Genomic DNA, 14,179 nt, shown 5'->3' on the forward strand with positions numbered 1-14,179 from the left:
TGGCATATTCATCAAGGCGAATCTTTTGCCAATTTTCTCCCGATTGATTCAGCCAGATTTTCCGATTTTTGGCGACGGCTCCTAGATACTTCAGTCGGCGAGATTCGAGTCCCTTTAAAAAATTTGTGTTGTTACCATAGCCGGCATCCATGAGGACGATTCCCGGTCGATACCCTCTCTTTAAACTCCGGTCAATTAATTCTAAGGCGATTTCGGGTTTCTTTTTGAAAGAGGGATCTTTCTTGCCTGAGGGTAAGGAACTGGCTGGCTGATAGATTTCTACATCCAGAGGCAAATTTTTTTTGCCATCATAGAGATGGGTCGTTACCGCCACGATTCCGTTGTCGAGCTTGCCGATTTCTCCGATGTACTGTCTTCCCACACCTGCGGTGAAGTTGCCGCTTTTTCGATGTCCTGTATCATCGAGCAGCAAGGCAAATCCCCGACCCACTCGGGTTTGATGGCAGGAGTCCACCACCTTTAAACGACGTTCGTTAATACGCTTCTCCTCCCAAGGGGATTCCGTTATAAAATGATGTAAGCGGTTGTAAACCACTCCCACCGAGTCGTTTGCCATCTGAGTTATGTTTTTTCGCTGGCTTTCCCCGAGTAATCCTCCCAAATAGTGTCTAAACCCCTTTTTTTGTGCTTGGGTTTTGAAGTCGGGGTCGAAACGCTTGCACCACTTCTCAAAGCAGGGTGGCATAGCGGCTGGGGTGGTCTCTCTCATGGGGACACTCTCCACCTTAAATCCTTGTCAGTCAAGGGTTTTGCTTTTATTTTACCTTTTTTACCGTTTAAGTCCCGTTAGAAGAACTTATCCCTCCCGACAGGCGGTATTCTCGCCGAACCGCCAGAACTTTGGCTGGACCGGTGCGTAGCACTATCGAGTACAGAAGCTTGTATCCGATGAATTTACATTTTTACAGATTCAGGCGCGATCGCCCCGAACGCGCGATCGTTCGATGAGTTTCGTCGCAATTTCCACTTTCGCGTTGAGAATCGGTTCCGACAGCGCAGAATCGCTCGCACTGTGGAGAATATCCATCGCCATTCCCACGTCGTTAATCCGTTCCAAGGCTTCTGAATAGCGAGTGGCTTGCTGGTTCGTCATGCGGTAAATCACCATAAACGTCGCGCCGATAAAATTGGTCACGATTCCAGCGATGACGCCGACAAAACCGATGGACTGGCGATCGATCGCGTTCGAGGACGGTGCTTCGTGTTCTAGCTGCGATGCGATCGTCGATACCGCCGCCGTTCCCTCCTCTCTAGACGGCGTGTCGATGGAGGGAGCGAACGTCGAAGCCGAACTAGAAACCGAGGGTGCGTTAGAACTTTGGAGTAACCCAATCCCCAAGGATACGATGATAATTGCAAAGCTCAAAACCATCACAGAAACGCTAATTCTAAAAATAATTTGGCTTTCTGAAAAATTACGCTGGTAGTATTTCTCTAAATTCGCATTAGCAATATTCCAACTGTAATTTTTGACCTTCGCTTGAGCGGCTTCAAAGCGTTCTTCTGCCTGTTTCAATCGTTCGGCTTGTTCGGTCGTCCATCGATCGATGAGAAGATACGCCCCAGCTACGATCAGATCGGCAGTCGCAACGACCAAACAGACAAAAAACCAGGTTTCCCAACGAATTAAATTATCGTCGATCGCTCGAATTCGAGTTTTGCGATCGCTGACACTGGTTTCAACGAGGCTGTAAGCTGTATTTTCGTGAACGTATGTAATATATTCCGGTGTGTTTTTTCGTGCGAGTTCTTCGCGAAAGTTCGGGCTATTTTTTTGCGTCGGATCGACATCTAGAAACAAGATCAAAATATGATGGTTCTCTTGTTTTTTAAATTCTGTCGTAAACGGACGAAACGTATTGTTCAATAAATCTTGACGTTGCAGCTTATGTCGCTCGATCCGTTCGGTGAGTTCGCGATATCTCGTTTCCCCAGGATTGCGGATTTTATCGCGTTCGGCTTGTGCGTCGCGAAGTTGTCGTTCGATCGCGTCCCAATCCTTACGAATCTGTCGCAGCGATAACAGCATTTCTTCAAGTTCTAAGCGATCGGAGAGGTCGGTGCGTTGGTTGGATTGATACCAATGCATCGATTGACAAGCCGCTAACCCTATCCCCGTCGCCAGCAGGACGATCGCCCAAATCGCCCAAAACCAATTTTTTGAAGATTTTTCAGATTTCTCAACCACGACGTTCGATCGCCTAACACGACTCAACTCAAGCGATACTGCGGCGTTTTCGCGCTTCTTTATACGACGTTCCCACGTTTTGCAAGCCCGCTTCGATCATCTGGCGTTCTAGTAGTGCAAAAAAGCGATGGCGATCGCCCCCTCGCACCACAGCTTGATTGTGAGCCTCCGCTAACGTAACCGGGTAGCCGTATCCTTTATATACCTGTCCTAACATCAAACTCAGTGCTGAGTCGAAGAGATCCCGATCGCCAGCAACCCAAGCGGGAACGTCGATACGGGCGATTTCCGTCCCCACGTGAACGTAACAAAAATAAACAGTCTGACGGTCTCCGTACAGGTTCAAAATCGGATTCGAGGACTTCCACAAACAGCCCCGTTCCCCCGGTTGGAGTCGCGTCGCCCAAAAGACCGTATCCCGCAATGGTTCGGCTACCTGACACGGCGATCGCTTCAACACCACTTCTCCTTCTTCCGGGGCTACGTAAGGACAGTGTGTCGAACAGTTGGGTTCGTCGTAAGGACAGGCTTGAAACCGCAAAAAGTGCAACGCTTCGCTACTGCGGGAGGCGCTGAGATACCCCAGCAGCGGAACCCCAGCCAACTGAAGGCGATTCCAAGCCTCTAAAATCGGTGGAAGAATGCGATCGATCGCTTCGTTGGGTAAACTGTCCAAAAACCAGTAAATCAGCGAACCGTCGACCATCGCCAACATGGGCGGTTTGCGCTGTTGGAGGCGCACGCTGACGGCTAACTCCGCCAGTTCCGTGGCTTCGGCGACCGTACGGCGATATCCCATCCACTCTTCCGTGCGAATTCCCCACTGGCGGGAAACGTAGAGATCTTCGGGACGATAGAACACTTCGGGAATGCTATCGAGGAGAGGTTGGCGGTTTTGACCGTAATGTAACGCCACCCGTCCGATGTTGAGGAGGTAGCAATAGGCGATTTCGTGTTGGTTGGGGGCGATTTGCGAACCGTCGGTGGCGATGACGGTGTGGGCTTTCGGCGGTGCTTTTAGTAAAACACGGGTATCGAGAGGTTCGACGGGAGTGGCGGCGGAAAACCAAATGCGATCGCTCCATCGTGTTTGGGCTTCGACGAGGGCGTCTTGATGCTGACAGGCTTGTAAGAACAAAGTCTCAGCCCGTTCCATACGTTTTCGCGCGGCGGTGGCTTCCTCCTGCAAGTGTTCGATCGTTCCCGCTAACAGTTGACTGACTTTGTTGAGATCTAGCACGACGAACTCTCCCTGTGACCTTCGGTGCGGGAAGTCGCCCCAACGGATACGCCCTCTCGATCGTGGGGAATTTCCCTGTGCTGCTTAGCTTAGCGCAGGGGAGTTACGATCGTGTATCGCGTTGCTCTTTCCGGTCGTCTTATTGGAGACATCTGCACGAGCGATCGCCGATAAAATTGCAGAGTACGGTCTGCAAGGCGAGTTCATCTCTTCGCGGCGTGACTGGCACCCCCTTCCGTATCCTGCAATCGATCGCCCGTTTCCGTCACGCAACGTCTCAAAATACCTGAAAAGCGTTCCTGCAATCGTGATGAAATCAGCTCTGACGTGCGATCGCTCCGACGGCTGAATTGATGGAATCCAGGGAGAGGGTGGCTCGAGCGGCAAGAGCAACCGTAGCCGCCTTCCCTGGAAGCAGGATTGACCCAACAAGTCCGTATTTTAACGGAAGTCAGACGCAAACGATTGTATTTTTTGTTACATTTTGTTGTTTTTTATTGAGAAAATACGGAAAATTTATGGAAACTCGATCGCCGATCTACGTATCACTCTGAAAGAGTCAGCACTCGCTGGAGTCGTATAAGTTGAAGGAAAACGCGATCGCTGCCGCGAAGCGGAGATTTGACTTGCTGACGGTTCTCGATCGCGAAATTCCCAATTCGGCGAGCTTCAAAAAACGGACAAACTTTCGTCAAAACTTGTAAATTTCCAAAAAACTTTACGGCTGGATTTCTGGGGTTTTAAGTTGTGCGAATACATCGATTAAGCGATCGAGGTGATGACGTTCGTGAGTCGCCATTAGCGTAATTCTCAAGCGACTGGTGGGAACGGTGGGAGGACGCACCGCCGAAACGAATATTCCGGCTTGGCGAAAGATGTTTCCGAGTGCGAGGACGGTGGCGGCGTCTTTGACGCGAACGCAGACGATCGGCGAATTCGACGGGAGCAGTTGGAAGTCAGGAGGAAGGATTTCCGTCAAACGACGTTTGAGATAACTGACGTTGTCCCACAACTTCGCCCGTCGTTGTGGTTCCGTTTGCACGATTTCGATCGCTTTTAACGCTGCTGCGGTATCCGCCGGAGACAGTCCCGTCGTGTAAATCCAAGTGGGGGCGCGATTGCGGAGAAACTCCACGAGACTCGACGATCCGGCCACGTACCCACCGAGGCTTCCCAAGGCTTTACTGAGGGTTCCCATTTGAATTAAGGGGCGATCGCGACAGCCGAAAGACTCGACACAACCCGACCCGCGATCTCCAAATACTCCGGTTCCGTGGGCTTCGTCCACCATCACCATACACTCGAAGCGATCGCCGAGATCGAGCAGTTCGGCAAGTTGACAAATATCGCCGTCCATGCTAAAGACGCTATCCGTCAGGAGCAGACCACGGCGATAGCGCGATCGATGCTGTTGTAACTGAGCCGTTAAAGCGTCGAGGTCGTTGTGGGGGTAGTCGAAGACCGTCGCCCCAGAGAGAATCGCCCCATTTTTGAGACTCGAATGGTTGTAGGCGTCGGCGAAAATGACATCGCGGCGATCGACTAAAGCCGCGATCGTTCCTAAATTGGCTAAATAGCCCGAACTGAACGCAACCGCATCTTCGGTTTGTTTGAACTTGGCGATCGCCCGTTCGAGTTGGCGATGTAACGGTCGGTGTCCGCTGAGTAACCGCGATCCGCTACTTCCGGTTCCGTAGGTTTTCGTGGCTTCGACAGCGGCGGCGACTAGGCGATCGTCTCCAGCCAATCCCAGATAATCGTTACTCGCAAAATTGACGAAACGTCGCCCCTCGAATTGGATTTCCGCCCCCGGTCGTCCGTCAATTTCGACGGAGCTTCGATACCAGTTCGCTTTACGTATCGCTTTGAGAGAGTTGTCGATCCAACGATAAACCACGGGTTAATTGAGAGGGGAAGAGAGGGAGAGGGGGAGAGGGGGAGAGAGGGAGAGGGGGAGAGAGGGAGAGAGGGAGAGAGGGAGAGAGGGAGAGAGGGAGAGGGGGAGAGAGGGAGAAACTATTAACTGTTCCCTGTTCCCTGTTCCCTGTTCCCTGTCTTCACTGGTGACTGGTGACTGGTGACTGGTGACTGGTGACTGGTGACTGGTGACTGAAACACTGTTCACTGTTCACTGTTCACTGTTCTCACCCCATCATCTATTTCTGAAACTCGAGAAATCCAGGCGGCCAAACTCTCGGAGGCGGTACAGCGTCCGGTTCCGTAACAGGCTCGTTTTCGCCAGGCCAAGACGGGAAGATGACCGACAAAGGTGTCGAGGGAATTGTCTAAGTCTTCGTAACGCTTCCAGTTTCCAGACATTCGCCAACCGACGCGATCGCAAAATTCACTGTAGTTTTCGCCGCTTTCTGCCCAAATCTGTCCCTGGACGATCGCCCCGAAACGACCTTCGCTGTACGCGTACCACAAATTGTCGATCGTGTCAATATCGGTTTGAGGAAACGCGGCGATATCTTCGAGACGCAACCAACCTTCGAGGTCTCGTTGGGCGATCGCGAGAACGATCTCCCACGTCCAGAGGTCGGCTTCTTTCCAGCGGTGACGTTCTAAGAGGGCGGCGAGCGGTCGATAATCGACCCCGACATCCGAAGCCAGAGATATTCCGTCGTCGCCAGGAGTGAGCCAGTCTTCGAGACGAGACAGGGTGCGATCGATCTTGGGGAAATCGACATCGGCGACAGTTTGAATCAGCCAATCGAGTTGCTGGGCGAGATGCGATCGCTCTTGTCCGGCGAGGTCGAGTCGCGTTTCGAGGGGCGATCGCTGTCGTTCCCACATGGCTTTCGCCCATGCTAAATGAGTTGGCTGACGTCGCAAGGCTTCGAGGGAGGTGGGGGTTACGTCCCACCCGCAGACATCGCAGCACGCGACACCCTCTTCGTAAGGCGTTTGACAGATGGGACAGACCAACGACATAGAAACTTACCGTCTGAGGCGATCGCTCGACGGTTAAAACTCGTCGTCTTCGTAACTGTCTACCATGCTCGTATCGCGGTCTTGCTTCGAGCCGAGGAGTTCTAGGCGATCGACGCGAATTACAGGCTTCGAGCGATCGGCCCCCGTATTGCGATCTTGCCAGCGATCGAATTTCAGCGATCCTTTCACGCCGATGAGACTGCCTTTGCGGACGTAGTTGATGGCGACTTCTGCCGTTTTACCCCATAACTCCAAATTAAACCAATCGGGTTTGTCGCTGTTGCGGCTTCTGCGATCGACCGCGAGGGGAAAATTACAGACGACACTTCCCGACTCGAAATAACGAGAATCGGGATCGGCTCCGACGCGACCCACCAGCGTTACGACATTGAGACTCATAAGATTTAAATTTCGCGTGAGTTGAACGATACGTCAACTTCGATTATGACCCATTCGATCGCCGTCTGGCAAAGCTTTTGTAAATCGAACGGCGATCGAGAGATTTGACCGAGACACTAGACGGATCGAACAAAACGATATAGAATCCACCTCGGTAATCGTAAACTATTGCGATCGAATCGTAAACTAGAGCGTATTCGAGCTGGGAGGACGTAGGCGCGCGTGGGAATTTTAAGTCGCTTTTCACTCTCTAGAGACATGGGAATCGACCTGGGGACGGCAAACACCCTGGTCTATGTCTCTGGTAAAGGAATTGTCCTTCAAGAGCCGTCGGTCGTGGCGATCGACCAAGACGACAAACTCCCCTTAGCTGTGGGAGAGGAGGCCAAACAGATGCTCGGGCGCACGCCCGGCAACGTCGTCGCCCTGCGTCCGTTACGCGACGGTGTCATTGCCGATTTTGACACCGCCGAACTGATGCTCAAACACTTCATCAAACAAGTCCACGAAGGCCGTACCGGACTGGTCGCCCCTCGCATCGTCATCGGAATTCCGAGCGGTGTGACCGGCGTAGAACGTCGTGCCGTCATGGACGCAGCTATCCAAGCCGGAGCGAGGGACGTGCGCCTGATCGACGAACCCATCGCGGCAGCGATCGGTGCCGGATTGCCCGTGGCCGAGCCGACGGGGAACATGATCGTCGATATCGGCGGTGGAACCACTGAAGTCGCCGTTCTCAGCTTGCAAGGGATCGTATTGAGCGAGTCCGTGCGCGTTGCCGGAGACGAACTGAGCGACTCGATCGTGCAGTACATGAAAAAAGTTCACAACCTCGTCATCGGAGAACGGACGGCTGAAGAAATCAAAATTCAAGTGGGATCGGCCTATCCCACCGACGAAGACGATGTCGTGATGGACGTGCGAGGCTTGCACCTGCTATCCGGTTTACCGCGTACCGTCACCATCAAAGGCCCCGAAATTCGCGAAAGTATGTCCGAGCCGCTGTCGGTGATCGTCGAAGCCGTCAAACGAACCCTCGAACGGACGCCGCCAGAACTGGCCGCCGACATTATCGATCGCGGCATTATGCTCGCCGGAGGCGGTGCCTTGCTTAAAGGACTCGACACCCTCATCGGTCACGAAACGGGAATCGTCACCCACGTTGCAGCAGACCCCTTAAGCTGTGTGGTTCTGGGAACCGGACGAGTACTAGAAAACTTCAAGCAGCTCGAGCGGGTCTTCCGAGGTCGCTCTCGCACCATGTAAGAGAGTAGGAGAAATAACCTTTGTTCGTCTTGCGTCGTTGGTGGGAACGATACGGTACGTTGGCACTTGTCGCGGCGGCGTCCCTGGGCGTGGCGGTGGCCTTCAAACACACAGATGGCGCCGTGGTTTTCGAGCTGTACCAACGCATCTCTCGCCCCTTTCAAGCCGATCCCGATCGGCAACACGAACTGGTCAACGCCAGAATTCGGGAATTGCAGCAGCGGTTGGCCGAAGTGGAGCAAGAAAACCAGCGTCTCCAAGACCTGCTCGATTACAAACCCCAAAGTACGGGAGAGCCGATTTTCGCCCCCGTTGTCGGACGCAGTGCCGATCGCTGGTGGCAACACGCCTTGTTAGGTCGAGGTCGCCAAGACGGAATCGAAATCGACCACGTCGTGATGGCGTCGGGGGGGTTAGTCGGCCGAGTTATTAGCGTCACCGACAGTTCCAGTCGTATCCTGCTGGTTAGCGATGCCAGCTCTCGCGTGGGGGTGACGGTGACGCGATCGCGGGCGATGGGCGTCCTGCGAGGGAAAGGCTCGAACACTGCCGTCTTGGAGTTTTTCGAGAAATTGCCCGACGTGCGCGAAGGCGACGCGATCGCCACATCGACCTACAGTCAGCGGTTTCCCTCAAAAGTGCCAGTCGGAACCGTCGTGTCTGTCAATCTCAACGCCAGTCCTGCCCCTCAAGCAGAAATCGAACTGTCAGCCCCCTTAGCGGCACTCGAATGGGTCGTGGTCTATCCCGAACCGTCGAAGCCTCTTCCAGAAGGCACTGCCGAGCCGATCGAAGACGACGTTGAAGAAGTCGAACTCGTCGATTGAGAGATGGGTGTGAGACACTGTTGAGAGAGAGACTGTCGTAATGCAACACTGCGTTTCCTCCTAAATGGCAAACACGCGATCGATTCTGGGTTGGCACGCCTTCTCGCGCAGAGCATTAAACTGGGCGGTTACGATCGCCTCGGTAGTGTTGTGTCTGTTGTTGCTCCCGACGCGGTTTCCCGGAATGGAACTGTTTGGCATCGCCCCCAACTGGTTGTTGATTTGGGTCGTCGCTTGGAGCATCAAGCGATCGATGTGGGAAGGGGCTGTAGCTGGCGTCGTATTGGGGTTGTTGCAAGACGGCATGACGGCGGACGTACCGACACGGGCGATAAGTTTGGCCGTAGTGGGAATGCTCACCGCTCGGTTACAAAAACAGCGTTACATTCAAGAAGATTTTATTTCTGTGGCGTTGATCGTCTTCGGAATGTCGGTTTTATCCGATACGATAACTGCCGTTCAATTTAGTTGGTACAGCCTGCGACGGCCCGACAATTCAGTATTTTTTACCATCGAAGAAATTTGGGATTACTATCAGCAAGTTGCCCTTGCCTCGGCAGTATTGAGTAGTTTGTGGGGACCCGTTTTATATTATCCCCTCAACCATTGGTGGGAACGGCAACGAGAGCGATCTTGAGAAAAGGTAAGACAGACGAGGGAAAAAAAGAGCAAGAGACGAGAACCGGACGACGGGAAGTCTTCTCAGTTTCGATCGCGTTAAGATCGAGGCGATCGCCCCTCACGCCTCGGAGAAATTGAGTATGGTTTCCCCAACTGAACCTCAAACCAAAACACCAACAAAACCTATCATCTACCCCGACAGCGACGGCAAACCCATGGCCGACAATACCCTTCAATTTCGCTGGATCGTCACCATCAAAGAAAATCTCGAACTGATTTTCGCCGACAATCCCGAGGTTTTCGTCGCCGGAGATTTACTCTGGTATCCCGTAGAAGGAAACAACAAATTGCGCGTCGCTCCCGATGTCATGGTGGCGTTCGGACGCCCCAAAGGAGAGCGAGGCTCTTACAAACAATGGTGTGAAAACGACATTGCGCCGCAAGTGGTGTTTGAAATTCTTTCCCCCGGAAACACCCTCAAAGAGATGACGCGCAAAGAACATTTTTACGATAATTTCGGCGTTGAAGAGTATTACATTTACGATCCTGATAAAAACGAATTCATGGGTTTAATTCGGGGGGAATCTCGCCTGGAAATCATCGAAGACCTTGACGGATGGACGAGTCCGCGTTTGGGAATTCGTTTCGAGTTGGGTGAAGACGAGTTAACCTTGTATCGTCCTGACGGCTCCGAGTTTGAGAGTTTGCAGCAAATTCAGGCGCGTTTGAATGCAGTGCAAGCCGAACGAGATGCGGTGCAAGCGAAAGCCGATCGCCTTGCCGAAAAATTGCGAGAGTTAGGGGTCGATCCCGACGAACTGTAGGAGCGATCGCCGTTGCCCACAAAACCCGACTCGTCAAATTTTCCCCTTTTCACAAGACCGTTGCCCGATACTTCGATAAAATTTGGCTGGTTCGCCATTTAGAGAAAAAATCGTTATGGATGTACGGGCAGCAGTGGCATGGGAGGCGGGAAAGCCTCTGAGCATCGAAACCGTTCAACTCGAAGGGCCCAAAGCCGGAGAGGTGATGGTGGAAATCAAAGCAACCGGCGTCTGTCACACGGACGCCTACACCCTCTCGGGAGCCGATCCCGAAGGCTTGTTTCCCGCCATTCTCGGCCACGAAGGGGCGGGGGTTGTGGTAGAAGTGGGGCCGGAGGTGAAAAGCCTGAAACCGGGCGATCGCGTCATTCCCCTCTACACCCCAGAATGTCGTGAGTGTAAGTTCTGTCTCAGCGGCAAAACCAACCTCTGCCAAGCTATTCGCAGCACCCAAGGCAAGGGCGTAATGCCCGACGGAACCAGCCGTTTTTCCCTAAACGGCAAAAAAATCCATCACTACATGGGAACCTCTACCTTCGCCAATTTCACCGTGTTACCGGAAATCGCCGTGGCGAAAATTCGCGACGATGCGCCGTTCGAGAAAGCCTGTTTGATTGGCTGCGGCGTCACCACTGGCGTCGGGGCTGTCATCAACACCGCCAAAGTCGAACCGGGTTCCAACGTGGTGGTTTTCGGACTCGGCGGAATCGGCTTGAACGTGATTCAAGGGGCGCGAATGGTGGGCGCCGACAAGATTATCGGCGTCGATCTCAACCCGGACAAACGTGTCCTCGCCGAACAATTTGGCATGACGCATTTCGTCAATCCCAAGGAAGTTGACGACGTGGTGGCGCATATTATCGAACTCACTGACGGCGGTGCCGATTACAGCTTCGAGTGCATCGGAAACGTCAACGTGATGCGTCAGGCGTTGGAATGCTGTCACAAAGGCTGGGGCGAATCGATTATTATCGGCGTCGCGGGTGCGGGACAGGAAATCAGTACCCGTCCGTTCCAGTTGGTGACGGGGCGCGTTTGGCGAGGGACGGCGTTCGGTGGGGCAAAAGGCCGCCGCGACGTGCCGAAAATCGTCGATTGGTACATGGACGGGAAAATCGATATCGATAGTCTGGTGACGAACGTAGTCCCCCTCGAACGGATTAACGAGGCGTTCGATTTGATGCACGAGGGGAAAGCGATTCGGACGGTGGTTACGTTCCCGTAGGTTTGCTTCGTTGCGTTACGGCGGAAGCGATCTCGCTCGATCCGAAACCATTTCGCCACCGTAACGCACCCTTGTATGTTGGCAGCGTACATTGTCGGTGCGTGACGAGTTCTCGGTTTCACGATTTACACCCGATTTTTCAAGTCACGCACCCTACCGAAAACCCGATTTTTTAACCTTATGTCCTTAACGCTCAGAAGCCAAAGTCGTTGTTTTGACGGAACGACGCAGTTTTACAGCCATCTTTCTGCAACTTGTAACGCCGAAATGCGCTTTTCGGTGTATCTACCGCCGCAAGCAGACACCGAACGGGTTCCGGTTCTCTACTGGCTGTCGGGACTCACCTGTACGGAGGAAAATTTTATTACCAAAGCGGGAGCGCAACGGTATGCGGCGGAATACGGCTTGATGTTAGTCGCACCGGATACCAGTCCTCGGAATTTGGGGCTACCGGGTGAGGATGAAGATTGGGATTTCGGTTCTGGGGCGGGGTTCTACGTGGATGCAACTCAGAAACCCTGGAGCCGACACTATCGGATGTACAGCTACGTCACCGAGGAACTCCCGGCGTTGGTGGCGGAATCGTTTCCGGTGGATACTTCCCGTCAGAGTGTGTTCGGCCATTCGATGGGCGGTCACGGGGCGCTCGTCTGTGCGCTTCGCAATCCCTCGCGATATCAGTCGGTGTCGGCGTTTGCGCCTATTGCAGCCCCGACGCGCTGTCCTTGGGGCGAAAAGGCATTTCGCGGCTATCTGGGCGAAAATCGGCAGGATTGGAAGCTGTACGATGCCAGCGAGTTGGTGGGATCGTCTGGTTGGAACCGTCCGATTTTAATCGACCAAGGAGAGGCGGATTCGTTTTTGAGTCAGGGTCAGTTGTTACCGGAAGTGTTCGAGGACGTCTGTAAAGCTGCGGGGGTCGAGGTGCAGTTGCGCCGTCAGGCGGGATACGACCACAGTTATTATTTCATGGCGACGTTTATGGAAGACCACGTGCGCTATCACGCCGCCGCGTTGGGACGATGAGGCGTAGGGTGCGTGACTTGAAAAAATCGGGTGTCGATCGTGAGACCGAACGATCTCTCACGCACTGCTAATGTACACCGCCCACATACCGACTCATCATCCCCTCATCCCTGTTTTGCGGGAATGGCTTGCATTACCATCGAAGGCAGACCTTCTCGATCGCCGTTTCCCGAACTGACGAAAATCTCATGCTGAAATACGCTTACTTTCCCGGTTGTGTCGCTCAAGGGGCTTGTCGCGAACTGTACGACTCTACGGCGGCGTTAACCCAAGCCCTCAATATCGAATTGGTGGAACTCAAACGGGCGGCTTGTTGCGGTTCCGGTACGTTTAAGGAGGAGTCGCAACTGCTCGAAGATGCAGTCAACGCCCGGAATATCGCCTTGGCGGAGGAGTTGAATTTGCCGCTGTTGACTCATTGCAGTACCTGCCAAGGGGTCATCGGACGAGTCGACGATCGCCTCAAAGACGCGCAAACCAACGACCCTCACTATCTCGAGAACGTCAACGACATCCTCGCCAAAGAACATTGTTCCCCTTACCGAGGCGCAACGGAAGTCAAACATCTGTTGTGGGCGTTGGTGGCGGATTTCGGCTTGGAAAAGCTGCAAGAGCGGGTAACGCGGAAGCTCAGTGGGTTGAAATGTGCGGCGTTTTACGGCTGTTACCTGCTGCGGGCGCAAACGCAACTGGCTTACGACGATCCTTACAATCCACGATCGCTCGAAAACGTCTTTCAAGTGCTGGGGGCGACGCCAGTAGAATACCCTGGACGCACTCAATGCTGTGGCTGGCCCCTCTCGAGTTATGCGACTCAACAAGCCTTTGAGATGGCGGGAACCCATTTACAGGCGGCGATCGATGCGGGGGCAGATTGCATGGTGACGCCCTGTCCCCTCTGTCATCTGAATCTCGACTCGCGACAACCGGACGTGGAAGGGGCGATCGGGCGTACCCTAGGATTGCCCGTGTTGCACCTGCCGCAACTGGTGGCGTTAGCATTGGGGATTCCGCCGAAACAACTGGGACTCGATCGCCATTGCATCTCAACTCGTCCCGTTTTAGATAAGCTCGGTTTATAGCTCAGTTCAGCGATTCTCAACCGACTTCCGAAATGTCAACTTTGTTAAAGTTTTGCAGCATTTTGTCAGAGGAGTCGGGACGACAAGCTACACTAAGCCTTAATCCGTGTCGGTATTGGGCGTTTTCGTCCGCCGCACTTCTGCAATATCAAAACCATTCGTTGAGAATCCATTTGGAGTTTTCGATCGATGTCTCATACGGTAAAAATCTATGACACCTGCATCGGATGCACCCAGTGCGTCCGGGCTTGTCCCCTAGACGTGCTGGAAATGGTGCCTTGGGACGGTTGCAAAGCCGGACAAATTGCATCCTCTCCTCGCACGGAAGACTGCATCGGCTGCAAACGTTGCGAAACGGCTTGCCCGACAGACTTCTTGAGCGTCCGCGTGTACCTCGGTGCCGAGACGACTCGCAGTATGGGGCTGGCATACTAACGATCTGAATATTTCTCTAAATTGAAGATCGACTGAGAAAGGGAGGTGGAAACACGTCCCTTTTTCAGCAAATAGCGATCGGTGTTGTCCG

15 protein-coding genes are annotated in these 14,179 nt (G+C 53.4%); 9 read left to right on the plus strand and 6 right to left on the minus strand.

Going from position 1 to position 14,179, the window contains the following annotated elements:
• From GEI7105_RS29820 to GEI7105_RS0109560, 3 genes are all read right to left on the minus strand, one after another.
• Window positions 1-730: IS701 family transposase (locus GEI7105_RS29820; RefSeq protein ID WP_035492893.1), on the minus strand; the 730-nt coding region annotated here is incomplete at its 3' end.
• A gap of 201 nt (window positions 731-931) precedes the next feature.
• On the minus strand, window positions 932-2,209 hold the full coding sequence (locus GEI7105_RS33315; protein WP_017660255.1) for a TRADD-N-associated membrane domain-containing protein: 1,278 nt from the start codon (window positions 2,207-2,209) through the stop codon (window positions 932-934).
• Window positions 2,210-2,237: 28 nt separating this feature from the next.
• Window positions 2,238-3,449, minus strand: a complete 1,212-nt coding sequence (locus GEI7105_RS0109560; RefSeq protein WP_017660256.1) for a DNA double-strand break repair nuclease NurA — start codon at window positions 3,447-3,449, stop codon at window positions 2,238-2,240.
• 142 nt (window positions 3,450-3,591) lie between these two features.
• Here GEI7105_RS0109560 and GEI7105_RS0109565 point away from each other — a divergent pair, with 142 nt between their 5' ends.
• Entirely contained in the window at window positions 3,592-3,798 is a 207-nt protein-coding gene (locus tag GEI7105_RS0109565) for a hypothetical protein (protein ID WP_144053736.1), read from the plus strand.
• 369 nt (window positions 3,799-4,167) lie between these two features.
• On the opposite strand, the gene bioF is transcribed toward GEI7105_RS0109565, so the two are convergent.
• The 3 genes from bioF to GEI7105_RS0109585 all read right to left on the minus strand — a co-directional run bounded on the left by bioF (window position 4,168) and on the right by GEI7105_RS0109585 (window position 6,782).
• Window positions 4,168-5,346, minus strand: coding sequence for an 8-amino-7-oxononanoate synthase (bioF, locus tag GEI7105_RS0109575; RefSeq protein WP_017660259.1), 1,179 nt, complete (start codon window positions 5,344-5,346; stop codon window positions 4,168-4,170).
• Between the two features lie 224 nt (window positions 5,347-5,570).
• Window positions 5,571-6,383, minus strand: a complete 813-nt coding sequence (locus GEI7105_RS0109580) for a GUN4 domain-containing protein (RefSeq protein WP_017660260.1) — start codon at window positions 6,381-6,383, stop codon at window positions 5,571-5,573.
• Between the two features lie 33 nt (window positions 6,384-6,416).
• On the minus strand, window positions 6,417-6,782 hold the full coding sequence (locus tag GEI7105_RS0109585) for a single-stranded DNA-binding protein (protein ID WP_017660261.1): 366 nt from the start codon (window positions 6,780-6,782) through the stop codon (window positions 6,417-6,419).
• A 258-nt stretch (window positions 6,783-7,040) separates the two neighbouring features.
• On the opposite strand from GEI7105_RS0109585, the gene GEI7105_RS0109590 reads away from it, so the two are divergent.
• The 8 genes from GEI7105_RS0109590 (at window position 7,041) to psaC (ending at window position 14,088) form a co-directional block, all read left to right on the plus strand.
• A complete protein-coding gene (locus GEI7105_RS0109590) occupies window positions 7,041-8,048 on the plus strand; it encodes a rod shape-determining protein (protein ID WP_017660262.1) in 1,008 nt (335 codons plus the stop codon).
• 20 nt (window positions 8,049-8,068) lie between these two features.
• Entirely contained in the window at window positions 8,069-8,875 is an 807-nt protein-coding gene (gene mreC / locus GEI7105_RS0109595) for a rod shape-determining protein MreC (protein WP_017660263.1), read from the plus strand.
• A gap of 64 nt (window positions 8,876-8,939) precedes the next feature.
• Window positions 8,940-9,512 (plus strand): rod shape-determining protein MreD, encoded by a 573-nt coding sequence (gene mreD, locus GEI7105_RS0109600; RefSeq protein WP_017660264.1) that lies wholly within the window; start codon window positions 8,940-8,942, stop codon window positions 9,510-9,512.
• 124 nt (window positions 9,513-9,636) lie between these two features.
• A complete protein-coding gene (locus GEI7105_RS0109605) occupies window positions 9,637-10,320 on the plus strand; it encodes a Uma2 family endonuclease (RefSeq protein ID WP_017660265.1) in 684 nt (227 codons plus the stop codon).
• Window positions 10,321-10,435: 115 nt separating this feature from the next.
• Window positions 10,436-11,545: an S-(hydroxymethyl)glutathione dehydrogenase/class III alcohol dehydrogenase gene (locus GEI7105_RS0109610; protein WP_017660266.1), complete on the plus strand. Its 1,110-nt coding sequence runs from the start codon at window positions 10,436-10,438 to the stop codon at window positions 11,543-11,545.
• A 180-nt stretch (window positions 11,546-11,725) separates the two neighbouring features.
• Entirely contained in the window at window positions 11,726-12,571 is an 846-nt protein-coding gene (fghA, locus tag GEI7105_RS0109615) for an S-formylglutathione hydrolase (RefSeq protein WP_017660267.1), read from the plus strand.
• Between the two features lie 188 nt (window positions 12,572-12,759).
• Window positions 12,760-13,653: a CoB--CoM heterodisulfide reductase iron-sulfur subunit B family protein gene (locus GEI7105_RS0109620; protein WP_017660268.1), complete on the plus strand. Its 894-nt coding sequence runs from the start codon at window positions 12,760-12,762 to the stop codon at window positions 13,651-13,653.
• Between the two features lie 189 nt (window positions 13,654-13,842).
• Window positions 13,843-14,088, plus strand: a complete 246-nt coding sequence (gene psaC / locus GEI7105_RS34680) for a photosystem I iron-sulfur center protein PsaC (RefSeq protein WP_071591997.1) — start codon at window positions 13,843-13,845, stop codon at window positions 14,086-14,088.
• The last annotated feature ends 91 nt before the right edge of the window (window positions 14,089-14,179 follow it).

The organism is Baaleninema simplex PCC 7105, from assembly GCF_000332355.1.
GTDB classification, from domain to species: Bacteria; Cyanobacteriota; Cyanobacteriia; order Cyanobacteriales; family Geitlerinemataceae; genus Baaleninema; species Baaleninema simplex.